At 32.8% G+C, this 25,910-nt stretch carries 16 protein-coding genes, 1 tRNA gene and 8 pseudogenes; 9 read left to right on the top strand and 16 right to left on the bottom strand.

Features of this window, described 5'->3' with window-relative positions; all coding sequences use genetic code 11:
• Nucleotides 1-19 precede the first annotated feature (19 nt).
• Nucleotides 20-442 carry a SpoIIAA family protein gene (locus AAIE21_RS25180; protein WP_243763903.1) on the bottom strand — a complete coding sequence of 141 codons (423 nt, stop codon included), beginning with the start codon at nucleotides 440-442 and terminating at the stop codon, nucleotides 20-22.
• Nucleotides 443-553: 111 nt separating this feature from the next.
• On the opposite strand from AAIE21_RS25180, the gene AAIE21_RS25175 reads away from it, so the two are divergent.
• Entirely contained in the window at nucleotides 554-706 is a 153-nt protein-coding gene (locus AAIE21_RS25175; RefSeq protein WP_343269252.1) for a hypothetical protein, read from the top strand.
• Between the two features lie 242 nt (nucleotides 707-948).
• Here the strand turns inward: AAIE21_RS25175 and AAIE21_RS25170 are convergent, their stop codons facing one another.
• From AAIE21_RS25170 to AAIE21_RS25150, 5 genes and pseudogenes are all read right to left on the bottom strand, one after another.
• Nucleotides 949-4,302: a trifunctional glycoside hydrolase family 18/polysaccharide deacetylase/glycosyltransferase family 2 protein gene (locus AAIE21_RS25170; protein ID WP_343269251.1), complete on the bottom strand. Its 3,354-nt coding sequence runs from the start codon at nucleotides 4,300-4,302 to the stop codon at nucleotides 949-951.
• A gap of 124 nt (nucleotides 4,303-4,426) precedes the next feature.
• Nucleotides 4,427-4,621 (bottom strand): annotated as a pseudogene (locus AAIE21_RS25165) (IS6 family transposase); the annotation flags it as partial.
• Nucleotides 4,617-5,855, bottom strand: coding sequence for an anti-sigma factor domain-containing protein (locus AAIE21_RS25160; protein WP_343269250.1), 1,239 nt, complete (start codon nucleotides 5,853-5,855; stop codon nucleotides 4,617-4,619). The pseudogene AAIE21_RS25165 and the gene AAIE21_RS25160, both read right to left, overlap by 5 nt.
• Nucleotides 5,848-6,570, bottom strand: a complete 723-nt coding sequence (sigI, locus tag AAIE21_RS25155; protein WP_343269249.1) for an RNA polymerase sigma factor SigI — start codon at nucleotides 6,568-6,570, stop codon at nucleotides 5,848-5,850. Before sigI ends, AAIE21_RS25160 begins: the two co-directional genes overlap by 8 nt.
• A 78-nt stretch (nucleotides 6,571-6,648) precedes the next feature.
• Nucleotides 6,649-7,731 (bottom strand): DUF5667 domain-containing protein, encoded by a 1,083-nt coding sequence (locus AAIE21_RS25150; protein WP_343269248.1) that lies wholly within the window; start codon nucleotides 7,729-7,731, stop codon nucleotides 6,649-6,651.
• A gap of 944 nt (nucleotides 7,732-8,675) precedes the next feature.
• Between AAIE21_RS25150 and bla the strand changes: the two genes are divergently transcribed.
• A complete protein-coding gene (bla, locus tag AAIE21_RS25145) occupies nucleotides 8,676-9,617 on the top strand; it encodes a class A beta-lactamase (RefSeq protein WP_343269247.1) in 942 nt (313 codons plus the stop codon).
• 572 nt (nucleotides 9,618-10,189) lie between these two features.
• Here the strand turns inward: bla and AAIE21_RS25140 are convergent.
• Nucleotides 10,190-10,333, bottom strand: a complete 144-nt coding sequence (locus tag AAIE21_RS25140; protein ID WP_343269275.1) for a hypothetical protein — start codon at nucleotides 10,331-10,333, stop codon at nucleotides 10,190-10,192.
• Between the two features lie 83 nt (nucleotides 10,334-10,416).
• On the bottom strand, nucleotides 10,417-11,817 hold the full coding sequence (pdxR, locus tag AAIE21_RS25135) for a MocR-like pyridoxine biosynthesis transcription factor PdxR (RefSeq protein WP_343269246.1): 1,401 nt from the start codon (nucleotides 11,815-11,817) through the stop codon (nucleotides 10,417-10,419).
• Nucleotides 11,818-11,936: 119 nt separating this feature from the next.
• Between pdxR and AAIE21_RS25130 the strand changes: the two genes are divergently transcribed.
• Nucleotides 11,937-12,848: a DMT family transporter gene (locus tag AAIE21_RS25130; protein WP_343269245.1), complete on the top strand. Its 912-nt coding sequence runs from the start codon at nucleotides 11,937-11,939 to the stop codon at nucleotides 12,846-12,848.
• Between the two features lie 478 nt (nucleotides 12,849-13,326).
• Here the strand turns inward: AAIE21_RS25130 and hfq are convergent, their stop codons facing one another.
• Nucleotides 13,327-13,515 (bottom strand): RNA chaperone Hfq, encoded by a 189-nt coding sequence (hfq, locus tag AAIE21_RS25125; protein ID WP_343269244.1) that lies wholly within the window; start codon nucleotides 13,513-13,515, stop codon nucleotides 13,327-13,329.
• A 397-nt stretch (nucleotides 13,516-13,912) separates the two neighbouring features.
• Here hfq and AAIE21_RS25120 point away from each other — a divergent pair.
• Nucleotides 13,913-13,986, top strand: a tRNA-Ile gene (locus AAIE21_RS25120).
• 220 nt (nucleotides 13,987-14,206) lie between these two features.
• On the opposite strand, the pseudogene AAIE21_RS25115 reads toward AAIE21_RS25120, so the two are convergent.
• From AAIE21_RS25115 to AAIE21_RS25105, 3 genes and pseudogenes are all read right to left on the bottom strand, one after another.
• Nucleotides 14,207-14,404 (bottom strand): annotated as a pseudogene (locus tag AAIE21_RS25115) (sugar nucleotide-binding protein); the annotation flags it as partial.
• A gap of 183 nt (nucleotides 14,405-14,587) precedes the next feature.
• Nucleotides 14,588-14,707 (bottom strand): annotated as a pseudogene (locus AAIE21_RS25110) (Phr family secreted Rap phosphatase inhibitor); the annotation flags it as partial.
• Entirely contained in the window at nucleotides 14,704-15,813 is a 1,110-nt protein-coding gene (locus tag AAIE21_RS25105) for a response regulator aspartate phosphatase (protein ID WP_343269243.1), read from the bottom strand. The gene AAIE21_RS25105 and the pseudogene AAIE21_RS25110, both read right to left, overlap by 4 nt.
• A gap of 86 nt (nucleotides 15,814-15,899) precedes the next feature.
• Between AAIE21_RS25105 and AAIE21_RS25100 the strand changes: the two are divergent.
• Both AAIE21_RS25100 and AAIE21_RS25095 read left to right on the top strand, forming a co-directional pair.
• Nucleotides 15,900-16,232: pseudogene (locus tag AAIE21_RS25100) on the top strand (RNA-guided endonuclease TnpB family protein); the annotation flags it as partial.
• A gap of 803 nt (nucleotides 16,233-17,035) precedes the next feature.
• Entirely contained in the window at nucleotides 17,036-17,410 is a 375-nt protein-coding gene (locus tag AAIE21_RS25095) for a hypothetical protein (protein ID WP_343269242.1), read from the top strand.
• Between the two features lie 301 nt (nucleotides 17,411-17,711).
• Here the strand turns inward: AAIE21_RS25095 and AAIE21_RS29690 are convergent.
• The 3 pseudogenes from AAIE21_RS29690 to AAIE21_RS25085 all read right to left on the bottom strand — a co-directional run.
• Nucleotides 17,712-17,902 (bottom strand): annotated as a pseudogene (locus tag AAIE21_RS29690) (hypothetical protein).
• Between the two features lie 529 nt (nucleotides 17,903-18,431).
• A pseudogene (tnpB, locus tag AAIE21_RS25090) lies at nucleotides 18,432-19,520 on the bottom strand (IS200/IS605 family element RNA-guided endonuclease TnpB).
• A 10-nt stretch (nucleotides 19,521-19,530) separates the two neighbouring features.
• Nucleotides 19,531-19,647: pseudogene (locus tag AAIE21_RS25085) on the bottom strand (transposase); the annotation flags it as partial.
• Between the two features lie 156 nt (nucleotides 19,648-19,803).
• Here AAIE21_RS25085 and AAIE21_RS25080 point away from each other — a divergent pair.
• The 3 genes and pseudogenes from AAIE21_RS25080 to AAIE21_RS25070 all read left to right on the top strand — a co-directional run.
• Nucleotides 19,804-22,245 carry a PAS domain S-box protein gene (locus AAIE21_RS25080; RefSeq protein ID WP_343269241.1) on the top strand — a complete coding sequence of 814 codons (2,442 nt, stop codon included), beginning with the start codon at nucleotides 19,804-19,806 and terminating at the stop codon, nucleotides 22,243-22,245.
• Between the two features lie 550 nt (nucleotides 22,246-22,795).
• Nucleotides 22,796-23,026 (top strand): XRE family transcriptional regulator, encoded by a 231-nt coding sequence (locus tag AAIE21_RS25075; RefSeq protein WP_343269240.1) that lies wholly within the window; start codon nucleotides 22,796-22,798, stop codon nucleotides 23,024-23,026.
• 189 nt (nucleotides 23,027-23,215) lie between these two features.
• Nucleotides 23,216-23,536 (top strand): annotated as a pseudogene (locus AAIE21_RS25070) (helix-turn-helix domain-containing protein); the annotation flags it as partial.
• 110 nt (nucleotides 23,537-23,646) lie between these two features.
• Here the strand turns inward: AAIE21_RS25070 and AAIE21_RS25065 are convergent.
• The gene (locus tag AAIE21_RS25065) at nucleotides 23,647-25,371 is read right to left on the bottom strand and encodes a helix-turn-helix domain-containing protein (RefSeq protein WP_343269239.1); all 1,725 of its coding nucleotides are present in this window, start codon (nucleotides 25,369-25,371) and stop codon (nucleotides 23,647-23,649) included.
• Nucleotides 25,372-25,910: the final 539 nt, after the last annotated feature.

Raw genomic sequence — 25,910 nt, 5'->3', positions numbered from 1 at the left:
AACTGGTTCAATAAAGGTTTTATATTGGATATTCATTCAACCAAATTAATGCTTGTTCATAATCATCAAAAAATTTTACGGATTCTTTTGTATTGGATTGTTGTAAATAATTCATTATCTCCCCTTCTTCAAGGAGAAATGCAATTGCCTTACTGTGATTCAAAATGGTTTCATTGAAGAACTTATCTTTCCATGCTTTTTGAACAGAAAAATGATCTGGCGTGTATCCTTTTCTATCCACCAACAATTTGTATTTCCGACCCTCGGAAATGAATTGCTGACAAACCTGCTCGAAGCCATTAAACCATTCATAAACATCATCTGTTTTAATCTTGCCAATTAGATGGGTAACAATTAAATCTCCTGAAACTGTTGTGCTGATATTCTGTTTACTCAACTTGGAATCATCTCCCTTAGTTACAATTATGCGTAAAAATCTCATAAAATCAATAAGGATAAAATTCTTACGCAATAAAGCAACATTATTTACGAAAAGAGCCTTAAAAAAAGAAAATGTTTAACTCTTAAATGTGCATATACGAGGAGTACACCAATGAAGGAAATCGAGAAATACATGTTTTTGATAGAAGTCGCTTTAAAGTATAACGTGTTGTATGAAACTTTAAAAAGTCGTGTCAAACCATCTCGTGCTAACCAAGATCAATTAAACAATATGATAGAACGAGGTATTATTGGCAATTTTTAAACCACCTCGTAATCCAGATAAAACATATCAACGAGTACAATGGTCTTAGACAGTGACCAATGAAGCAATGCAAAATGGTTTCCTAAGAAAAGTTAATACAAATGAAAAAGCCCCCACTTCAAACAGTCCGTAAGGACATTAAGTGGTAAGTAGTTCAAAAACTTGCTTATAGAAAACCGTATAGAATGTTAAGTAAATTGCATTCTTTCTTTTAACAAAAAGAGAGCAGATTATCTGCTCTCTTATGACGCCTCATTATGTTCAGAAGAATGCTTAACACTCCCCATTCTCTTTAGTTTATTCCATCCTACCGCTACCCCTTGAATAGATGAAAATACAGATTTAATTACAACATAAGTCATAAATTGACGATAAATAAAGCGTTGTAAAATTAACCAAACTAATGGTTTAGGATTCTCCTTCTCTAATTTAAATGCAAAAAGAGAAGCGATAAGATCTATTGCAAAGAACACAAGGTAAAATCCTAAAACTTTTAGAGGATTGCTACCAAATAGCCCCATAATCATTAATATATCTGCTAAAGGAGCAATGAATTGCAGGACATATTGGAACAACCACATATTAGGTAATGCAACAAACCCTAATGTTTTATGCTTTGGATTAAACAACGCCTTTCGATGTTTCCAAAGACATTGGAGTGTACCATATGACCAACGATATCGCTGTTTAATGAGACTTTTCACATCTTCAGGCGACTCCGTATAAGCATAGGCTTTTTCTTCATATACAATTCTATGCCCTTGACGTAAAAATGTTATAGTAAGATCCGTATCTTCTGCAAGTGTATCTTCGCTTAAATATCCAGATTCAACTACATTTTTTTTACGCCATGCTCCAATAGCCCCAGGAACTACCGTGATACAATTCAACTCATCAAAAGCTCTACGTTCTAAATTAAATCCTGTAATGTATTCAACATGTTGCCAAGTAGTTAATAAATTTCGTCTATTTCCCACTTTGACATTACCTGAAACTGCCGCAACATTATGATCTTCAAAGTGTCTAATCATTAGAGTAATAGTATCTTGCGCAATAATAGTATCCGCATCTAAAGTGACAATGATTTCTCCACGTGATTTTTGAAATCCTAAATTCATTGCGGATGATTTCCCACCGTTTTCTTTCTGAATTAAACGAACTTTAGGCTGTTTATGGAATGCTTCTTGAATTACTTTTGACGTACCATCTTTCGATCCGTCATCAACAACAATAACTTCAAATTCTCTATAATTACTATCCAAAATTGAGCGAATCGTCTTGGTTATAACCTTTTCTTCATTATATGCTGCTATTACAACACTCACGAAAGGTTGATAAGATGAATTGCTAAATAAACGAGAGCTTGTTCTTCTTTTTTGTTTGAATGCAAAATAAATTAAAAATAGAAATCGGAAAATCCCTAATCCAATAGCAATATAAAAAATAGTTGTTAATATATGCTTAAAATATCCCGCTCCTGAAAAAACAGCTTTATTGTAAAGTAAATATTGCTTATCCTCAGAAGAAACGGGAGGCATAACTTCATCTCGTTCTTTATTCATTAAATCTGAAATTGTTACAAAGCTATATCCATGCTTTTTAAGGTCTTTAATAATAATTGGCAGCGCTTCTACCGTATGGGTACGATTCCCTCCTGCATCATGGAGAAGAATAACATTTCCCTCCCCCTTATAAATGGGAGTAAGAGTACGCTTTACCAATTCATTTGGTGATGGCGTCGCCCAGTCCTCAGGGTCAACTTTTTCTGCCACCATTGTATAGTTCATATTTTGTGCACGCAAAATCGGCAATATTTCATTTGGTGAATCCAGCTCAGTATCTGCTTCATATGGTGGCCTAAATAAAACCGTAGAGTGTCCCGTTATTTCCTGAATCAGGCGCTGAGTTGTATTCAACTCTACTTTTGTTCGTAGTAAAGACGTATCAGCTACGTTAGGATGCTTGAAGGTATGATTGCCAATTTCATGCCCTTCATCGTATATTCTTTTAACAATACTAGGATTTAGTTGAGCGTTTTCACCAAGTACAAAAAAGGCAGCTTTTATTTTATGCTCTTTTAATATATCTAGAATTTCCGGTGTGTATTTAGGATCTGGTCCATCATCAAATGTTAGTACTACTTGTTTTCCTTTTGGTTTTCCATAGCGCTGCACTTGATATGCAGATGGTAGTGATTGATATACTTCATCTGTAAGATAACCATCTTTTCCTACTTTAAAATCTCTCAATCCATTTTGTCTTTCATTCTCAATCTGCAAAATTTCGCCTTGTCCAGAATAATTTACTTCATCTAAACTAGCGATTTTATGTAATGCATCAGGATTTTTTTGGACTTCAATAGGATTTTTTAAAGCTTTCCATACAGTAGGATCTTCTGCTCCTAGTCTCCATAATGCAAACCCCTTTGCATTGTTGTTCATTGCGATTTTTACTTGATTATAAAGAGTAACACCATCTAAGAACCAAGCAGTATGTTCTTTCGCTCCCTTTTCATATCGAAAATAAGGATTTCCACTAATCTTATCCCATTGAATTTTTATATTTGAATCATGAGCCATTGTCATCACATCTGAGAAAGTTAAAGGCTTCGCAGGTGCTTTGCTGTTTACTTCCCAATCATACCCATAACTCCCGAAAGCAACTATAAGTTTCTCGGAGGGAATGTTTAGATTATTGAGCGTATGTTCAAACCATTTATTTGAAGCAATTGGTCCTGGTGTCCCTGTTCCATAGTGTTCATCATACATCATTACAATCATACGATCTATTACTTTAGCTAATGCACCATAATCAAAAGCTTTATCATTAGCAGGGACATCTTGCGTTACGAGCAAATGATGTTTATGAAAGACCGTAGTAAGTTCTTTCATGAAATTTGTTAATTTATCTCTATCGCCTTCAGGTATTGACTCAAAGTCAATATTAATACCCGCAAATTGATTCTCTTCAACTCGCTTTACTAAATCATTAATAAACTTTGTCTTTACATTATCCGGAGCATTCAGTAACTTATGAATAAGTTTACTATCAGGACCAGAAGCTTCTTGAGTATAGTTAGTAAGTAAAGGCATAATTTTTACATGATTTTTTTTTGCTAACTTTACAATGTCAGGCTTAATCTCACTACTAATGGTTAAGTCTGTTTTTAAGTGATACCATTCTGGTACTAACATGGTTAATGAATCGATATTTTCTTTTAAAGAAGCAGTACTATTTTCATCCCAGTTTACATAAAAACCATAAACTTCTTTAGGTTGTTCGCCATTGCCTGTTAAATTTCCCGAATTTTCATTATTATCCATTTCGGTATTAGGAGATTTGAATTCTTCCTTCTTTAACTGCTGGTCACTGAGTTTTTGATTAATAGGTACAAATTTAGTATCTTGCTTTACAGAAGGATTCATATTTGGAATTTCTGGTGTTGAAAAAATACTTCGGAAGAAAAAATATAATACAATACTTATGCTAACTATTGAGATACATAGAAACCAACTGAAAGCTATTTTTCTTCTTCCTTTAGGATCATAAAAAACGGGTTTTGAGTTATCTTTCTCTTGTTGAATTTTTTTCTCCATTATATTTTTTACATACTCCTTTTCTTTTTATTCTAAGCACAAACACAAATTATTTTAATAGATAGACCCTCTAGGTTTTTGGTGCGAAACTAGCTTAATAGGAATATAGAACAGTAATTTCCTGTTAATTTTGAGATCTAACGACTAATCCAAATAACTTATGAATGACTTCAACCTCATTTGGGGCAGATTTCACCCTTTGATGAAGTTGCCCTTTTTTCATCATATGCATGGCTTCGATACCCCTCAAAATCAAGGTTGCTGTACGAAATGATTTCAATCCTAACATGGAACGAACTCTCTTCTTCAATATTCTATGGATTTTTCTTTTCTTTCCCCTGATGTTGCGTTGCAGGAACGTTTTTGTCCTCTTTTTTACGCCCGTTGTTTTCGTTTATATTACTGTTATTTTCTTGCTGAGACTCTTTATTTTCTTGTTTATATCCTTTACCGTTGTTTTCTTGCTGAGATTCTTTATTTTCTTGTTTATACCCGTTACCGTTATTTTCTTGCTGAGACTCTTTATTTTCTTGTTTATACCCGTTACCGTTGTTTTCTTGCTGAGACTCTTTATTTTCTTGTTTATACTCTTTACCGTTGTTTTCTTGCTGAGATTCTTTATTTTCTTGTTTATACCCGTTACCGTTATTTTCTTGCTGAGACTCTTTATTTTCTTGTTTATACTCTTTACCGTTGTTTTCTTGCTGATGCCCATTATTTCCTTTTGATTGCTGGGGTTGCTGTTCCTGGGATTGTTTTTGTTCTATTTGCTCTTGCTTCTCATATCTTTCTTCTTTTACAGGAGACAAATTCGATGATGCATCCGGTGATGACTCTAGTTGCGAATGTATCTCCTGAAGGTGTTCCTCCTGATTAGACGGCGATGCAGGAGGAGTAAGCGATTTCTTCTTCTCATTCTCTTGCTTTATATAGACACCTGTGCCGACTCCTGCTTTCTTGGCATTCTCTCGCACTTGCATCGTACTGCTTTGATATACGACTGTAACATATTTTGTCTCATACTCTTTCTTTAATTCTTGCATAGCCTTTTCCAACTGTGGTTCTAGTGATTTGTCCTTTGTAACACCTGTTAGTATAACTTGCTTGTCATTTGTTAAGTATCCATCCTCTTGACTTTGCTTTACAATGGTACGTACTACGTCTTGCAAAGGTTCATCTTTCCATCGTTTCATTTCTTTTAAAATGCGCTTTCCATCATCATTACAAGCTCGCAAATCTATAACATGAAGATTCTTTGTTACGCTCGCCTCTAAACTTGGATTAATATCAATTGAGACATAAGCGAGTGCTTTTTCTTCCGGTTGATTGTAGAAAAATAGAAACACACATAGAAAACAAGCAACAAGTAATGATGCAGGCTTTAAGAAAGAAGGGATTGAAAAACGCGATACTCTTTGTTCTTGTTCGTTAAACGAGATTTCCTCTCCAATCATATAAGAGTGCGATTTTCTTTTAAACGTAATAAACTCTCCATCTGGAGTTAAAACAACTACGCTATGTTTTTTTATATCCATCACAATCCCTTTATTCATCATGTTTCCCCCCTCTTATATAATCAAGAATATATGTATAGTTGTTTGTAAAGATAATACACATTGCAATAATGTATTTTCTATGCCGCTCCAACGTTTTCCGACTCGCCCTAACACGCGGTTCAATGTGTTTAAGCGGTAACTTTTTCTTTCGGAACAGCTCTTCCATCATTTTCTCTTCTTTTATAATAATCTTTGCAATTTCTATTAAGTGCTCACGTGTATCACGATGCTTTGGAGATTCCTTAGTAAGCTCTGAAAATGTGATTTTAAACTCAGCTAGCACAATTTGAAAATGAAGAATTTCCTCCTTACGGTTACTGTTTTCCATCTCTTTCATATACTCCGTAAGCGATACCTGCATTTCTACCATTTCCTCTTGTTGGTCTTCTTTTAAAAAGACGAGATTATGCTTAGACTCCTTGCGTATATAGTCAATTACATCTCTTTTTATAAGAAGCTCAGCAAACGCTAGAAAAGATTTTCCTTTTTTATATGAATACTGTTCAATTGCTTGATTAAACGCAAACAATCCAATGCTATATTCATCATCCTGCTCCGTAATATACCGGCGGCAGACAGACGAGATTGATTTTCGGATAAAAGGCTGATACTGTGCGATAAAAGCCTCCTTATCTCCTCCATTGTTTTGTATACTAAATACAATATCTTCCATTTTAGGTTTTTTTATGATCTTCATCACTAAACTCAACACTAGTAATCCCCCTCCCTCCTTTTGCTTCAAATAGCAAAATGGTCACTAAAGAAGTGACCATTTAACCACATTTTCTTACTACTTTTCTTTGTGCTTGTCTTCTTGCTGTTGTTCATGTTTTTCGTGACCGACTTTTTTACCGTTGTCTTGATGATCATTCTTTTCTGTTTGACCCTTTTGGTTTGATTGCTCATGCTTCTCATGAGAAACCGCTGGTTGTGCTGGTTGCGCCGGTTTTGCTGGTTGCGCTGGCTGTGCCGGTTTTGCTGGCTGCGCTGGCTGTGCCGGTTTTGCTGGTTGCGCTGGCTGTGCCGATTTTGCTGGTTGCGCTGGCTGTGCCGGTTTTGCTGGCTGCGCTGGCTGTGCCGGTTTTGCTGGTTGCGCTGGCTGTGCTGGCTGTGCTGGTTGTGCTGGCTGTGCTGGCTGTGCTGGCTGTGTTGCTTGTTCTGGTTGCGTTACTTGTTCTGGTTGCGTTACTTGTTCTGGTTGCGTTACTTGTTCTGGTTGCGTTACTTGTTCTGGTTGCGTTACTTGTTCTGGTTTTGCTGGAGTTACTTCTGTATTTTGATCTGCTTTCTTGTTTTCTTTTGCAATAGCGTCCGCTTGTTTTTCTTGCTCTTTCTCTATTTTAGCTGCAATCTTTGAAAAACTCTTCTCTATATTTTTGGTAATTGCAGCTTTTGCTTTCGGATTTTTCACTTGATCTAGCACCTTTGCTAATGCTTCGATGTTGTTTCCGATGTGCACTTTTACTTTCGCTGCTTCTTTTTCTTCTTCGCCAGCAGGTTTTTCTGTTTCTGCTTTCTCTTTGCCAGAAAGCTTATCTGCCTTTTCTAAGTCTTCCGCCGCTTTTTCTAATGTATCTTGTGTAAGATCGCCTTTTCCTTTTTCAATTAGTACACTTGCTTCAGCAATTCGTTCCGCGGCTTGCTCAGACAATAACTTCGCTTTTTCTAAATCGTTTGTCGCAAGAGCCATTTTAATATCTTCAACCATAGTTTTCACAAAATAAAAAACGTCACCTTGTATAAAAGATGGTTTTTCTGTTTCCGTTGTTTTTACCGCACCTGTGTTTTCGCTAGCATACGCTGCTGTTCCCATCAGAAACGGGCTGCATGCCATCATAGTTACCATAGTGCCTTTTAATAGTGTTTTTTTCATAATGATTTCCCCTCCATTTTCTTTCTTCACTATACATATTCGGAGGAAATAAAAATTTTGTGGGGGTCAAAAAAAATTTTTTTATAAAAATAGATAAACAATTTTTTCTAAAAATAAAAAGCTGACAATTTCATCAACTTTTTCATAGATTCATATGTAAAAATACTCGTATTCATTTTATCTCGCTATTCGCGGGCAGTAAAACCATCACATATCAATATTCTTTATACCGTTTCATCCCACACCGACCAAGCCGCTTCGAACATATTTCCATCTAAGTCCCAAAAATAAAAATACTTAGCTTCATTATTCCCTAGCGTTACAATTTTTTCTGCTCTTACTCTGGCTTTGAAATAAAATCACGATGTTTTGAATAAAGACGCGAAGATGCGATTCTTTATCTCTTCAATTAAAGAATCCTAAATGAGTTTTAATCAAACTTTTTTACAAAACTAAATGTTCATTCAAAAAGAAACGAATCTAGTTTAATTAAACTTTTTTCAAATTGGATTTGTTTTATTTTCTGTAGAATAAGGATTGGTGAGCTGTTTTTAATTAAATTTTTTTCCAAAGCTACAAATACTCTATAAAACTCTTTTTTAATACATTTCAAAATACAGATTATTAAATATTATATTCTATTATCATAGCATCAAAAGATGACCTACAAACTAATACTAAACATAACCTAATACATAGAATTATCTTACATTGCTACCACAGTAAAATATAAAGGATTGCCAAGGCCACCCATGTTCTTGTTATTATGTGTAACATAAAATCCTTATCTATATAGATTCTATTTTATTTGAAATTTAATTATTTTTTATAAATTATGGAACAAAATCATTACTCGGATTGTCTATTAGGTGTACTTTTAAAAACTGGTACTCAAATTAGATACATTGTATCCAATTTGATATCCATTTTCTGTATTACAAAAGATGAGAGGATTGATTATTTTGAAAAATACGAGGATGTTAAAAATAGGAATGTGTGTTGGAATACTGAGTTTAAGTCTTGCAGGTGTAAAACAATTTACAGGTGAACCCTTGAAAGTGCAAGCAAAAGAAAAAATAGATCAAACAAAACATACAAATTATGCGACTCATCGAGAGTTTGTTCAACTTGAAAAAAAGTTTGATGCTCGGATTGGTGTCTATGCTATTGATACCGGTACAAATCGAACAGTGGCTTATCGACCTGATGAACGTTTTGCCTACACATCAACCTTCAAGGCCCTGGCTGCAGGTGCCATGCTCCAGCAAAACTCAATAGACAAACTTGATAAGGTTATCACCTATACAAAAGATGATATAGTTACGTATTCACCAATTACGGAGAAACACGTGGATACTGGTATGACTCTTTGGGAAATTGCAGATGCTGCGATTCGCTACAGCGATAATACAGCGGGGAACCTTTTACTTAAAGAATTAAATGGTCCAAAAGGGTTTGAAAAAAAACTAAGGCAAATTGGTGATAGGGTTACTAAGGTTAATCGCTTTGAGCCAGATTTGAACGAAGCTACTCCAGGAGACATCCGTGATACAAGTACAGCAAAAGCGCTTGCTACTAATCTTAAGGCTTTCACAGTTGGAAATGTGCTTCCAACTGATAAGCGTAAAATCCTCACAGATTGGATGCGTGGCAACACTACTGGAGACCAACTAATCCGTGCTGGTGTACCAAAAGACTGGGAGGTAGGTGATAAAACTGGGGCCGGAAGCTACGGAACACGAAACGACATTGCCATCGTTTGGCCACCAAATAGAGAGCCAATCATCATTGCAATTCTATCCAGCCGTGATACAAAAGATGCTACCTATAATAACGAACTTATCACTCAAGCTGCGAAGGTCACAATCAATGCTCTCAAATCATAATAGGTTCTGTTAGATCAGCGTGTATGACTAAATATTATACAAAAGCTAGTAATTGTTGTGATTCATTGTATGCCAAAGAGACGAAGTCTGTTTGAAGACTTCGTCTCTTTTTATCATTCTCCGACAGAAGACTCCCTCCTCAATTTGCGTGAAGGTGCGATAGCACCCGCAAATAGGTGGGAGATGACTGTCGGTTGGCCTAAGTCAAAATGTTTGCTACTATATACTTGTACAGATTGCTCTTTGAAAACTGAAGATATGAGGTTGGTTGCAGAAAAATCGTTGCAATCGTAAAATCTTCAACGTTCTATCGCCCCACGCTTACCGAAGTTGCGAAAACCAAGCTAAAGTAGGAAGCGTGGTGAGTCAACTTACAAGATACTTAAGTTCTCACCGTAGGAACTACGGGCAGAGCCTGCTAAAATAACTAGTGGATACATCGGTGTTCGCAGGAATCTCCCACTTCAAACAGACCGCAAGGTCGTGGGGGTAGTTCAAATAAGGCATGTATACAGTAACTCACCCTTGCTCTATTAAAGTTTATAAAAAAACCAACTAATTAGTTGGTTTTTTTATTTCGAAATAAAATCTAATTTTCTTAATAAAAATCTCCATATAGGTTCTGATCCTGTTACAACAGACACTTTTCCAATCACTCCAGAAGGTAAAGGTTGAAATAGCTCAAATAATTCGTATTCATCATCTTGAATGTACAATTACATGTCTTCTTTCCTGATAATAACTAATATCAATTAAATGTATCATTAAAATAAAGTAAAATTGTTTACTTCATTTCGATTTAATTTTTCTCAAGCCATATATTTGCTAACTTGCAGACACCTTCAGTAATCTCAAGTTCACTTAAATTTCCTAAACCTAATTGAATGTGTGGATATTTAGGTGCGTTTTTCACAAAGTATTGAGAGCATGGATAAACAGTAACTCCATTGCTAAATGCTTTACTTACCAAATCTTTTTCGCTCATTTGAGTTTTCACTTCAATAACTACATATATACCGGAGTAATAACCCTTGATTTCTATATTGTCTTTAAAATGCTTATTTATCTCTTCACATAATACTTTTATTTTGCGTTTATAAAGTGCTTTCATTTTTCTTAAATGTGCATACCAATATCCCTCTGATATAAAATGAGCCAGCGTTCTTTGATGAAGAGAAGAAGCAGTTTGTTCTAGTAAAGACGAAATTTTCTCATACCTAGAAAGTAATCGTTTAGGTAATACCATATAACTTACACGGATTGAGGGTAATAATGCTTTAGAAAATGTGCTTAAATACACAGTTCTTTCATTGGAATCTAAACTATGTAAAGAAGGAACAGGTTGATGAATATAACGAAATTCACTATCATAATCATCCTCAATAATATATCCATTAACCTGTTCAGCCCAGTTAATGAGTTTTAACCTTTCATTAACTGGCATCGTTAGTCCTAATGGAAAATGATGAGTTGGTGTAACGTATACTAATCTTGCATCTGTTGTATACAATTGATTAACGTCAAGGCCATTTTCAAGAACAGATATAGGTTCAACCGAGAATGATTGTAAGGAAAAAAGTTCCCTTGCTCCATTGTAACCGGGATCTTCTACAGCTATCCTATTAAGTTCTTCTTTTAAAAGAAAGGTCAAAATCAATAACAAATGTTGTGTACTGCTGCCAATCAGTATTTGTTCATTAGAAGCACTTACACCTCTTGATTGAAACAGATAATCTGATATAGCTGTCCTTAACAACATATCCCCTTGTTTTTCCCCGTAGGAATACATGATAGGATCCATTAAAGCTTTATTTGCTAAGCTTCTCCATTTTGTAATGGGAAAGTTCTCCCTGTCTACCGTACCAATTTTAAAATCAATGGTTTTTCTTATATCGTTTTCTTTTTCTCTATGAGCTACTAAAGTAGGCTCATATGTAAGTACTTGATTCGACATATTTGCCTGTACAAAATAGCCCTTTTTACATTCACTTCGTATATAGCCTTCTGCTAAAAGTTGTTCATAAGCCACTTGTGTAGTATTTCTACTTACATTTAAAAGTTTTGCTAATTCTCTAATAGAAGGGAGTTTAGTATTATAGGCAATTTTCCCTGCTAATATTTTCTTCCTTATATAAACATATATTTGCTGATACATTGGAACATTCCAACTCTGATCTATATTAAAAATGAGTTCTTTCACTTAATCACTCCAACTGTCATTTTGAATTATTGTAAACTGTACCTTTTACAAATGACAATAAAAATTAATATTAAGTATAGAAATGTGTACAGTATTTTTTTAACAGGAGTGATGATGAGTTGATTAAAATGATGTATTTATTTTGTTTAATTGTTTGGGGCCTTAATTTTATTGTAGTTAAGATTCAAGGTACCCCAATTAGTCTAGAACTTTCTTTATTGTATCGTTTAGCTCTAACAGCAATCTTATTTTTAGTTCTCTTATGGTTTATTAAACCTAATGGAAAACCTAATATAAAAGATATTCCTTTTATCGTTTTATTTGGAATTTGTAATTTTTCATTGAGTTATTTATGTCTCTATTATGCTACCATAATGAGTTCTGCTGCTATCGTAACTTTGATTTTTTCCTTGAAAGTCATTTTAACTCCAATTGCACTCCGGATATTTCTCAAAGAAAAACTGCATTCAAGAGTTTTTATTGGAGGACTTTTAGGTATCTTAGGTGTTTGTATACTCATCTATCCAACAATAAATGAATTCAAAGGAATATCTACTATTGAAGGAATTTTGCTAGCTCTCTTAGGTACGTTTCTTACCGCAATAGGGGATACGTGTTCTACCAGGAATGCTATTAAGAAGATAGACCCTATCTATACAAATAGTATTGGCTTTACAGTAGGAAGCTTGTTAATTGGTTCCATTGTATATGCTCAAGGACAAATGATTATTTTCCCTAAAACCGCTACATATTTATCAGCACTAATTTATCTAACATTTATTGCCTCTTTTTTAGCTTGGTTGTTTTATTTAAAACTTGTAGAAAAAATAGGAGGAGGAAAGAGTGGTTACATGGTCGCTTTATTTCCTGCAATTGCTGGAGTAGCATCTATAATAATTGGAGAAACAGAGTTATCAATGTATTTAGTTATGGGGTGCTTATCTTCTTGTATTGGAGCTTTAATCGCTTTGGGCTTTAAGATTAATTTATATAAATTAATCTCCTTTTCAATTGTTAGAATTAAAAAGTGAACTACTCACCACTTCAAATAGTTCATAAAGACAAGTAGCCTTCACAAATTTTAAAACAGTCTATCAATAAACTTCAATACACTGTAGGGAAAAACACTTGAGAAGGTTACACGATGAGTTATTGATAATACGTTCTTCATCCTTCAGAAGATGCAAAGCCTGTTGGATAATAAAAAATATAAATAAAACATGTATGTAATATACTTTTTATATAATATTCATTTTCCAAAGATATAATATATATATTATATCGATATTTAATTGATATTTATCAGCTTTTTATCTCTATCTTACGCTATAGAATAAGATCGAACTCCCTTATTTCATTTAATTTTTGCATGTATTTAATATAAAAAAGAACCCTTATAATAAGGGTTCTTCAATAGGAAATTGAAATATGTAAAAATAAAAAGAATTACTTATTATTATACCTTATATATTAAAAATGAAATATATAGAAATATTAACATAATATGTATTACTTAACAATTGTAGAAATAGCTTGTTTGTACATCATGTGTTGCTTACCATGAACCATCATAAGAACAGTAAATCTATCTGTCGTAATAATTTGTCCAGTTATCCGAACACCAGTCTTTAATACTACCGTTACTCCTCCATTTTCATCTTTCAATTGTTTATACTTATCTTCTTGTAGATTTTGCACATAACTTCCTCCTTTTTAAAAATCGTAACACATTTTTAATGAAGTGCGGTCGTATAAGTATAATTCATACTAAATTTATCTTTACTCGACAACAAAAAACCCTCATCTCCAAAACATACGAGTATAAGCTACCCCTATCTCTGATTCCATACCTACTCCAATATCTACTGCTATAGCTAATGATGAAATTCCCAAAGAAATTAACAAACAATCCTTTTATATATGTAAATTTGCATATCAACTGCAAATTCATCCAAAATAGATTAATAGTATGCTATAATTTTGTTTGTTACATTCTATGAAAAATTTCTGTTTAAAAAAGATTTATAAACAAACACTTTGCAGAAATAGCTAACTTTTAACACTTTTTATACACTAATTTATCGTATTCATTCATGGACCTTTAGCTCAGCTGGTTAGAGCAGACGGCTCATAACCGTCCGGTCGTAGGTTCGAGTCCTACAAGGTCCACTTAACCACCTTTATCCGTATAATCTATAAAAAATTATCATGAATTCTAACTAACTTTAGGTAATTCACCTCCCTCTTGATTTGTTTGAAAGTGCACTACACTAACAAATTGACGGAGGTAAATTATCTTTTTGCATAGCATAACAAATCACACGTTTCATTAGTTTTTTTGCTAACGCAAAAAGCCAATTTATCTCCCTCCTACTCAATGAGATACACCCTACAAGTTTTTTGAGGAAGGAATTTTCTTGGCTAGTATGATAAACTCTTTTAATGTTTCCTTCCAATGTCTTAACTCTTGAATTCCATTAACTGAAATACAGTCTTTATTTAGTACTGAATATTTAGGGCGCTTAGCTGGTCGAGGAAACTGTTCAGTCGTTAACGGTATTACTCTTACATCTTTATTAGATTTTTTTAAAATTTATTTGTTATAATATAAATCTTCCATAAATTTCAAATCTATACGATTAACATAATGATATTCCATCTAAATACATCTTATTGATTATATTCTTTAACGAGAAGAATATAGTCAAATTCTTCCAAAGTTTATTTACTTATCCTGTCAGTAGTTTAATGGTTCCTAGGCTACAAAAGATCTTTCAGACGTTGGAAAATCTGCATGCCCTCCTTGATGTGTGAAGGAACTATTTAACCCAATACAAACCACACCAATAACAGATAGACCTAAAATAATTAAACTAATCTTTTTTTTCATTTTTCTCCCCCTCCCTCATACGTTTTCTCTTTGACCTGCAAGCTCATTAAAAAATACTTAGCGGCTTTCTGGTAATGATTTTCGTTATAAAACTTCTTTGCCAAAATTTCTGCATATTCTTGAGTGTAGTTATATAGCAATTCTTTGTCGAAATAAGTAATTCCTGCAAGAATAATCTTTTCTAGTTCCTCTATTGATATACCCTGATTTAATCCTTTTAAAATAGCATAGTGGTGTACATACTCTTTATTTCCTAATTCTACACAAATATTTAATCCTCGCTCTATTAAATCATTTGCTATAACATTTTCACCTAATTTGTAATGCTCTCTAGCTTGTAAAAATATAGCTTTGAAATGTTTTGGCATTTTTGTTGTTACTTCATATAATTGACGAATAGCTAGCGTAGAAAAATTTTGAGTTCCATACAACCAACCTAAGTTATTACGTACTCTTAAAAGTAATGACTCCTCATTTTCCTTTTGTAAAATACGGATTGCTGAATTGTAGTAATCCTCTGCTTGCTCGTATTGATGAAGATATACGCTTGAAGCACCTAATACACTTTGACAAGCAGCAACATTCTTTTCATATCCTTCATGATAAGCAAATATCTCTTTTGCCTTAAGAGCATACTCAATAGATTTAATTGGGCGGTAAAACTGATAATAAAAAACAGCGACTCGATAATAAAATTCTGCCTTTTCTAAAGCATTAGGTATATCCATTAATAATCTTTTAGCCTTCTCAAAATATTCACTTGCTTCTTTATAGTTTGTTGTTACCGTAGCATGTATTGCCTTAAATAAATGATAATAATAATATTGAAGCTTATCTGATGGTGTGTTATAAGAATTAATAACATCAAAACTCTCTTTTGTAATACTTAAACTGTCTGTTAAGACTTTATATCTAAACTCTAATAAAGAATAGTATAGTAATACGTTTTGATCTATTTCTTTTTGTACGTTTTTTAATTGCTCTATTTTTTCATCTATATCTTTTTTTAGATTCGTCGCTGTTGTAACTTGTTGAGATAGCATTGATTGATACCAGTTATTTAATAACTTAGTAATTCCTCTTTTTGTGACAATATCTATCTCCATAATGTGAGCATCCTCCCTACTTTTTGTTGTAATTTTATAAATATTACCACTTTTATACAAATTTACCTACATATTACTATTTGATACACATTGATAAATACGCGTCTGAATATTCCGTCTCTATGATTGAGGACTTGAAAGTGAAGAATATGAAAAGGAATCACAAGTTAGCCAAAGCAATCAGCGAAGTATCTTGGTCTAAATTCAGAGACTACCTTGACTATAAAGCAATATGGAAAGGGCGTGATTTGATAATCGCACCTAAGAATTATGCAAGTAGTCAACTATGTTCTGGCTGTGGCTATAAGAATAAGAAAGTCAAGAATCTAAACCTTAGAGAATGGACTTGTCCTGAATGTAATAGTCATCATGATAGAGATGTAAACGCAAGTATCAACTTACTAAAACTAGCCATGTAACTGGTATTTTCTTTAGGGGCAGGGACTGCCCTTATAGCTTGGTAAATATAGATAGCTAATAAAAGTATCTACTTCCCAAGAAGCCCCCACTTCAAACAGTCCGTAAGGACGTTAAGTGGCGGATAGTTCACTTACGGGGTTCTTTACGGAAAAATCCCCCCTTAAATTCCTATGATTTTTCTGTTCATAATATTGTAATATAAATCTATAAAATTATCGCTAAGTTTATGCTACGATTTAAAAGTCAACTAATTCATATATTTGACAGTCATACAGACAAACACCCTAGAAACCCTAGCTAAATATTAGCTAGGGTTTCTCTTGTTCATTAGAGCTGATTCCACAATGATTATAGTTTTTTGAGAATGTATATGATTTTTAAAAAAAATTATCTTAGTAAATAATTTACAAACTTAAATAAATAATTTTAGCTTTGAAATTGCTTTAAATAAGCCTCAATTTCAAGTTAATAAATTAAAGTATATTACTCCTTTTTCTAAAAAATATTGCATTCTTATTTTTCCGAATCGGTCTTTCAATATAGATTTTATCCAATTATTTTAGAATATTAAAACAATTAATAATAATACAACCAACGAATATACTATTCATTTTTTTGTTATTATTATCATTTTTTATTTGTGACGACTTTTTGAACAACGGATTATTATACATAACTTAAGAAAAACAGAGAATAATGTTGGATTTTGTCTAATGATATGTATGTACACTTCCTATCTACCAGATATAGACTGTGAAGTGTAAGAACCTATCTTACAAAAAAATTAAAGGAGGCTTATAAAATGAGGAAATTCAAAGGATTTTCAAAGTTTACACTTGCTACATTAATAGGAATAGGTAGCTTAGGTGCCTTTTCTCAAACAGAAGGTGTAAAAGCTGAAAGTTTGGATCGTATTTCTCATAAAAATGTTGAATTTAATTCACCTTCTACTATTACAAAGACTTTTGAACAAAGAGCTAATATTGTCCCGGAATCAAAAGTAATTACAAACCATTATGTAAAGTACTCAAAAACTAATTATCAGGCTGTAGAAAGTATTCCAAAAGAAATTTATTATTCATCAAATGGTTTTAAAGGTTATATACAAGCAACAACTATAATTGATATTGGTGACCATTTCCTGACTCTCTATTCCGGAACTGTAATTCGATGTTAATTTCATGATTACGTTTATTAAAAATCGTTTAAATATAAAAAATAAACCACAAAATTATTCAATTTTATGGTTTATCAAATAAAAGATAATGCTAAGACTATGTCTAATACTCTCACATTACCTTCCCCAAAGTTAATTATAGAGTATTAAAGTATTACTATACAATCAAAAAGCACTCGAATGAGTGCTTTTTTAATTGCTATTGCGCTTGTAATTCTGCTTCTTTTCTACAATCTGTTCATACTAATGATTTACAAAGTACTTATGCACTGGTCTCAAATCATTGGTATGAAATATAAACTTACATGAATGCTTTTAAAAGCTCTTGTACTAATGGAAGTACTCCACCTACAAATTTTAAAACAGCCATTGCGATTTCCATGTTACATACCTCCCGTTTAATTACATTATATAAATATAACGAATATTTGTACCCCTATTATAGTAATCAATTGCATTTATATCAATACATTTTAATATGCAATATTTCATGAAAACAACTAGTTTATTTCTGTTATACTCTAATAGACTTTTAAAAATAATTTCTTCACTAAGTAATTCCTAAAAGCGCATATCTAATGATAATGCTGCCCCTAAAAAACATAAAGTGGAAGACTGATAAACAGTCTTCCACTTTATGTTTTTTAGGGTTTTCTCTTATAATTTCCCAACTGAAATGCTATTCACAAGCTTGAAGTGGAAGCATTCCTGGCAAAGTCAATAACAATTAAGAACTATATACTTTTGAAGGAGTTAATGTTTTATGAACACCAAGAGATAAAATTCCTTTTTTGAAATGCTCACAACCTTGTTTAAATTCCTCTTCTTCTACATAACATTTAGCCAACTCTATATGCAATATCCCTAATGAATTTTTATCATTAAGTTCTGTGAACTACCCGCCACTTAACGTCCTTACGGACTGTTTGAAGTGGGGGCTTCTTGGGAAGTAGATACTTTTATTAGCTATCTATATTTACCAAGCTATAAGGGCAGTCCCTGCCCCTAAAGAAAATACCAATTACATGGCTAGTTTTAGTAAGTTGATACTTGCGTTTACATCTCTATCATGATGACTATTACATTCAGGACAAGTCCATTCTCTAAGGTTTAGACTCTTGACTTCCTTGTTTTTATAGCCACAGCCAGAACATAGTTGACTACTTGCATAATTCTTAGGTGCGATTATCAAATCACGCCCTTTCCATATTGCTTTATAGTCAAGATAGTCTCTGAATTTAGACCAAGATACTTCGCTGATTGCTTTGGCTAACTTGTGATTTCTTTACATATTCTTCACTTTCAAGTCCTCAATCACAATTACTTGATTTTCGTTTGTGATTTCATTACTTATCTTGTGAAGAAAGTCATTACGTTGATTAGCAACCTTCTCATGAAGTCTTGCGACTTGTAACCTAACTTTGTTTCGATTGTTTGAACCTTTCTTTTTGCGTGATAAAGAGCGTTGCAGAAAGGCTAATCTTTTTTCAAGCTTTCTCAACCATTTAGGGTTTTCATATTTTATACCATTAGACAGTATCGCGAAGTCTTTCAATCCTACGTCAACACCAACTTTTGTGTCGATTTTCGGGAATAGTTGTTCATTTTCTTCTACCAAAGCCGATACAAAGTACTTACCAGTAGGCGTTTGAGAAACTGTAACGGACTTTATGAATCCAAAGAATTGTCTATGTTGTTTAATCTTTACCAGTGTCTTTAATTTTGGTAGCTTGATATAACCGTTCTCAATGCAAACTGTTCCTTTTTGGTTATTTGTTGTATAACTACGGTGGTTATCTTTCTTACTTTTGAATTTTGGGAATCCAACGGATTTATCACGAAAAAAGTTAGCATATGCTTTGTTCAAATTCATTTGGGCATTCGCTAACGCAAGGCTATCAACTTCTTTTAGAAACGGAAAATCAGCTTTATACTGTGCAGGAGTAGGATATTTGATAGATTTATCAGGTTTATCTTGTGATTCTTGATAAGATTCGATTCTATCAGCAAGCATCTTGTTATATACAAACCGAACACATCAGAAAGTTTTTGCAAAAAACATTCGTTGTTCTTTATTTGGATAGATACGATATTTGTATGCTTTCAACATTTTCTACACCTCACTTTTCGCCTTGATTTTCAATATATTTCTTTACTACGTCTAGTGGTGATCCACCTGTAGTAATCAAACAAAAACTTCTTGACCAAAACATTTCTTTCCAAAGCTTCTTTTTTAAATTACATAATACACATATGTATAGATTATAATAATTTCTTGTAACGAAATACCGACACCCTATCTTATTATTCCGAATTTTCAATCTTATAATTGCTATCTTTGTAGGATTTCCTCACTTTTTGTCGAATACATACAGTTAAAGGAGGAATATCACATGCTTTTCAAAGAATTTTTCATTAACCTATCTATTTTTGCTTTCCTAATGAGTTCAGCTATATTTACCCGAGTATTTATACTGGATATTAATACTAAATTAAACCATCTATTTGGAGGAATATGTGCAGGTATTTTAGCCGCTATTTTAATGTTTTTTAATTTTCAATACATGGGAATGTTCTATGACCTTCGAGTAGTTCCTCTTATAATTTCATTTATTTATTTTGGCCGTGCAGCCGGCTGGATTACGTTAACGTTTATTTTATTTATGCGCATTTTCTACCTTGGTGGTGATTGGGGGCCAGCTTTGATAGCTACCTTCGGAATAGCCACTATATATAATATATTTAAAACATATCTAAAAAATATTCATCCTTTTAAGTGTATCTTTCTTTATCTAGCTGTCTATATAGCTATAATCCACTTGGTATTTGGATTCTTTTTTTCTTCTACACCACTTGTACTTCTTGATATTCAAGGTACTATATTTATATCTTCTGGACTATTAATCGGTATTTTTCTTATGGAGTCCTATCAAAAATTATATGGTTTATCACAAAATTTAGCTAAAGTGAATGAAACATTACTAGAATCGAAACAAGAGTTAAGAGATACCGTACATGAATTGCAAGGTGGCATTTTTAAATTTAAAAAAGTAAATGGGCACTTTATTCATACTTTGTGTGATGGCCAATTATTTTATGAACATGGATTTCACTCTGAACAAGTAGTAGGGAAAAGCTTACTTATGATAGATTCTTCTATTGTTCCATTCCATTTAATTCCTCGACTACTAAAACACTATCAACAGGCATGGAACGGTGAATCAATCACTTTCGAACTACCATGGCCAGATGATCAAACTATTATACTATTCTCTCTTAGGCCTGTTAAAAAAAGGGGAACGGTTATTGAGGTGGTTGGTTCTACTGTTGATATAACTAAAAGAAAAAATGCGGAAGATGAATTAAGGCTGACTAAAGAACGGCTGGAATCGTTTGTTAATCACAATATAGATGCTATCACTATATTTGATTTAGACGGACATATGATACAAGCCAATAAAGCTTATGAAAAGATATTTGGTTGGTCAGAGAAAGCAATTTTAGGAAAAAAATTACCTTGCGTGCCTGATTTTTTAATGGATCAAACTTTAGAAAATATTAAACATGTTAAAAATACGAATACAAAAGATCCTGTTATTACTCAGTTAGAAACAGTTAGACAACGAAAAGACAAAACTCTCATTGACGTAAGCTTGACGGTTTCGCCCATTCTAGATTTAAGAGGCAATGTAATTGCTTTATCAGGAATTTGTAGAGACATTTCTGAAAGGAAGCAAGCAGAAAGAGAACTACATCAATTACATCGGCAGTTAAGGGACAGTGAAATGAAGTACCGTGCGCTAATTGAACAAGCGACTGATGCAGTATATGTAGTAGAGCTGAATGAGAAGAAGATTCCAACTCAGTTTATTGAAGTAAATCCTGTAGGATGTAAAAGATTTGGATGCAGTAGAGAAGAGCTTCTCTCCATGCCATTTCCTTGTGCTGTTCCGCAAGATTCTCCAATGCTCACAAGGCTATTCGAGAGAATTAGAGATGGACAGACCTCTTTCACTTTACAAGATGAATACATTTTTCCGACGGGAAAAACAATAACAACTGAGTTAAGTGTCCGTGTTTTTAACTTGAATGGCAAAAACGTTTTCTTGAGTATCTCTCGAGATATCACTGAACGTTTAAAAACAGAGGAATTATTACGAAAATCCGAAAAACTTGCTGTAGTAGGTCAATTAGCTACTGCAATTGCCCATGAAATTAATAATCCTTTAACAGCAATAAAAGGATTTATGCATTTACTAAAGTCACCAGAAAATAAGAAAAATGAGCATTATATAGATATTGTTTTATCAGAGGTTGAACGAATAAGTAGTATTACTAATGAATTCATGGCGTTAGCAAAGCCTCAAGCATTAGAATTTAAAACTAACGACCTTAATATATTAATTAAACAAGTTGTAATGATACTTCAGCCCGAAGCAATGATGAATAACATACAAATTACAACTGAGTTCACATCTGACACTTCATTTATACTTTGTGAAGGAAATCAATTAAAGCAAGTGTTTATGAATATTTTAAAAAATGCCATTGAAGCGACGCCGAGGTGGGGAGAAATTTGGATTCAAATCGAACATGCGCCTGATAAGCATGAGGTAAACATTCGATTTATTGATCACGGATGTGGAATTCCACAAGACCGTATACCTTATCTAGGAGAGCCCTTTTATAGTATAAAAGAAAACGGTATCGGTTTAGGGTTAATGATCTGTTATAAAATTATTGAAAAGCACTACGGAAAGATATTTATTGAAAGTGAAGTAGGTAAAGGAACGACAATTCATGTAAGCCTTCCTGTATCTCCTCTCAAAAATTAAGGTCCTTATTCATCTTTTTAGGTTCGTCCTATTCATGAATTTAAAAAGAAAAACATCCCACAGGTGTATCAACAAGTTGGACTCAATGCCATTCATTCATTAATGAATTATGTCAACGTATAGTCCATTGAAAAGAATCTAAGCAGATGCTTTCTGCTTTCTTTATATTTAGGGGGAATAGCATTTCCATCTTTCTTTCTCCTATCATTTACAACAAATTTCGATTTTCACTGGTTTACCTTTTAAATGTATCGCTACACTTATCTAGAAAGAAAAAAGAAGCTTAATCCCTTATATATCAATGGGTATAAGCTTCTTACTTTTTAGGAATATGTTTTGCAACAAGTTGCCATTAGAATAGTGTATCAGCAACTTGTAGCTATTACTATGAATGCTATATTCTCAAAAATTATTACACTTTTTTTGATTTTCTTTATATTAGTCTATTATTCATTACAAAATATAATTCCATATTTATGAACAAAGGTTTGTTTTTATGGAATTTTGTACAAACTGTTAACATGATATTATCCATTTGGAGGGACGATGCATGTTTGGACTTGGAAAAAGGAGAACCCAGTTTGGCAACTATTTGGATCATCGGGGAATTAAACAACAATGGTTAGTACAAAAAACTGGATTAAGCAAATCATTAATAAGTGATTTAGCAAATAAAAAGGATCGTGTTCCTACATTAACATCTGCAACTAAAATAATTAAAACACTGAGAAAATTTGATAAGAACATTGATTATCATGATTTTTGGGATATAGAACTTTAGCATCTCTAACAACTCCCGTTCATACTAAAAGTGCTTGTAAACCAATTTCTCTTTATCATGTTCCGACCTAAGGCTCCTTCCTTAAAAGTGTGGAGGTGTGAAACACCTATTTTAGGTGGGAGATGAATGTCGATAGGCGTAGTTTTTTTGTATACTGTAGTCATCCTACTAAGAAGTGAAGTGCAACCCATGTTAGTAAATAGGGCATATCAATTCCGTATCTCTCCAAATAAGAAACAAAAATATTAATTGCTAAGACAATCGTGTATAGTCGCTTTGTATTTAACCATTTTCTTGCTCGTTGGAATGATACCTACAAAGAAATAGGAAAAGGATTAACCTATCCTTCTTACTCTGCCGAGCTCACTCAATTAAAGAAGCAACTGGATATGATTGGGTTAAATGCAGTCAATAATATTGCCCCTCAATCCACATTAAAAAACCTCTCAGATGCTTTTTCACATTTTTTTCAAGAGACAGAATGATATTCCACAATTTAAATCTAAAAAAATAAAGTTCAATCCTATATAAAACAAAAGTAGATAATTAATCAAAGAGCCTATTTTATATTCACAATAAAATAGGCTCTTATTACATGCTTATAAATTTCCATTTGACTATTACATCTTTTCTAAAATCATTTGTCTCTTATACCATTTAGACATCTTTTCAACTGCATTCGCAGATAAACGTTTAGTTTGCTTGTTACAAAATCTCGATAATGTAGGTGCAGATATTTTTATTTCTTTTGCTAATTCCCGTATACTAATATTATCAACTTTATGTCGTCTTAGTATCTTTTCTCGAACAGCATCTTCATCAAAAATATCAGGCTCTTTACTAATTTTTACTCGTGGCATATCAATAACATCTTTATTTTTTTCACTATATTCTATTGTTGTTCCATTATTACTTTCTACTTCTAATATTTTTTTCTTTGGTAAATTGTACATAGACGTAATTAATTCTTCTGGTGGAAGAATAGTAATATTTAAATTTATCCAATAATCCTTAAACCAGTTTTTCTTACTTAAACGTTCTTCATCTAATTTAGTCGAATACTCCCAATTAGAAATTACTTTCTCTCTTTCTAAGTCAGTGAGAACGTTCTCTAAATGTTCTCGAATGCGACTTGGTTTCCAAGTAAGCGGAATCCCCATGACAGCTAATAATCCTTTATCTCCCCCGATGGAGTATGGTCGCTTTAAGGTTGAATAAATTTGACGGATTCTCCACTGCCATGTTAAATAACGAATTAAGCGTTTATGATATTTATGGCGATAACTATTATATTCAAGTGCCTTTTTAGATAATAAAGCTGTAGTATTATTTGAGCCATATAAATAACTTGCCAAAAAGCTTCCTGGTTTAATTCGACAAGATTCAATACCCATATACTCATTTGTTGTATTATGTCTCCATAATACAACTGAATCTAAAACAAATAACCTTTTAATTACTTCCCTCTTTACTTTATATTCCTCATCATGTTCGTTTTCATCATTTAAAACTACTACTTCATTATCATCATTTAAATATATAAAAATGCTTGCTAGCGCAGCAATCCTCTTCGCAACCTTAATTTTGTCTTCAGGTCTATAGTAGGATCCTTTACTTACCTTCTTTTTTGGTACATTACACATATCTAATACTTGCTCATATGAAAATTCAATAAATTCATCAGGTGACTGCGCCTGAGCTAACCATTGTATAGTGATTGAATCTAATACATCCGCCGTTAAATCATCCATATTGCTCATTACATCATTAACTAAAGTATTCCATCGTGAGGCCTCATCATCTTTAATAAGCTTCAAATCTTCATCCCTATGTGAAGATAGTTGGGCAATAGCATTACTATCCTTTGTTTCAATTGGATAAGACTTTACCCCCATATTTGAATCCTCTTCAAAATGATTCTTAGAAATTCCGTCACGTAACTTAAAATAAACTGCGGAATTATTGACCTCAAAATACTCTTTATCCTCTGTGCCATCTTCATTTTTTTCTACATGAATGATTGTTTCATCATTTAGTTCATGTTTTTTATCATTCTTGAACTCATCTGCTAAAAGATGTTCTATTTCTGAATGAATTTCATCCTTATACTGATTCAACTTAATAGCAATTTGTAGTGACGTGATTCCCTTTTCATTCTTTTTACTCAGCCATGATATTAGAGCTGAAAAAGATGGTGAAATATATTGAGAAGTTACGACCTTACTATTATCTTTTTCTACATCTGCACAAAAAGAAGTCCATTTATCCCAAATTGCTTTATTGTTTCCATATAAGGGTTCAGATATTAACAAAGCATCTGTAAACAATTGTACTAATCGCTCCACTTTGTCACTCCTTCCTTCTTTGTCTTCATAAATCCCTTTCAAACAAACTAATGCTTTTATATCTCATATATTACACATATTATATATATAGATGTAAGACCTTTTCCAGTTCTTTTATATGTACACAAATTATGAAACACTTTTTTATTGTTTGTACGAATGAAATAACATTTATTATACATTACTTCTCAATGTGCCATCAATTGCTCTCATGAAATTAATGTATGTAACACTTTTGAACATATTGTGAACCTTTGTTATAAACATGAAACACTTTTTTCCTTTTTATTTCCCTTCCCTACTCTTATACAAGCTCAAGAATGCATAGTCTCAATACAGTACAAGCGTTAGATTCATTCATTGGTATTTGAAACATAAACTTGAAACACTTTTGCCATATCCTTAACCAATAACTTGAAAAATGAAACAATAGTTAATGTTTTTTTATTTTAATTACATGATTTTAAAATTTTCTCAACATCCCACAACTCCTTATATATCAACGTTTTATCCTTCTTTGTCTAAAAACAGCTTCTGGA

The organism is Paenibacillus sp. 102 (assembly GCF_039549175.1).
Taxonomy (GTDB): domain Bacteria; phylum Bacillota; class Bacilli; order Bacillales; family Bacillaceae_G; genus Bacillus_A.
The sequence above is the reverse complement of the archived record's forward strand: the minus strand, read 5'-3'. Positions and strand labels throughout refer to the sequence as shown.

Excerpts from the sequence above, each read along its gene's own strand:
- AAIE21_RS25180 (WP_243763903.1), bottom strand. The coding sequence starts at position 442 with ATGAGATTTTTACGCATAATTGTAACTAAGGGAGATGATTCCAAGTTG.
- AAIE21_RS25175 (WP_343269252.1), top strand. The coding sequence starts at position 554 with ATGAAGGAAATCGAGAAATACATGTTTTTGATAGAAGTCGCTTTAAAG.
- AAIE21_RS25170 (WP_343269251.1), bottom strand. The coding sequence starts at position 4,302 with ATGGAGAAAAAAATTCAACAAGAGAAAGATAACTCAAAACCCGTTTTT.
- AAIE21_RS25160 (WP_343269250.1), bottom strand. The coding sequence starts at position 5,855 with ATGAATAAAGGGATTGTGATGGATATAAAAAAACATAGCGTAGTTGTT.
- AAIE21_RS25150 (WP_343269248.1), bottom strand. The coding sequence starts at position 7,731 with ATGAAAAAAACACTATTAAAAGGCACTATGGTAACTATGATGGCATGC.
- bla (WP_343269247.1), top strand. The coding sequence starts at position 8,676 with ATGAGAGGATTGATTATTTTGAAAAATACGAGGATGTTAAAAATAGGA.
- AAIE21_RS25105 (WP_343269243.1), bottom strand. The coding sequence starts at position 15,813 with ATGGAGATAGATATTGTCACAAAAAGAGGAATTACTAAGTTATTAAAT.
- AAIE21_RS25095 (WP_343269242.1), top strand. The coding sequence starts at position 17,036 with ATGAGGAAATTCAAAGGATTTTCAAAGTTTACACTTGCTACATTAATA.
- AAIE21_RS25080 (WP_343269241.1), top strand. The coding sequence starts at position 19,804 with ATGCTTTTCAAAGAATTTTTCATTAACCTATCTATTTTTGCTTTCCTA.
- AAIE21_RS25075 (WP_343269240.1), top strand. The coding sequence starts at position 22,796 with ATGTTTGGACTTGGAAAAAGGAGAACCCAGTTTGGCAACTATTTGGAT.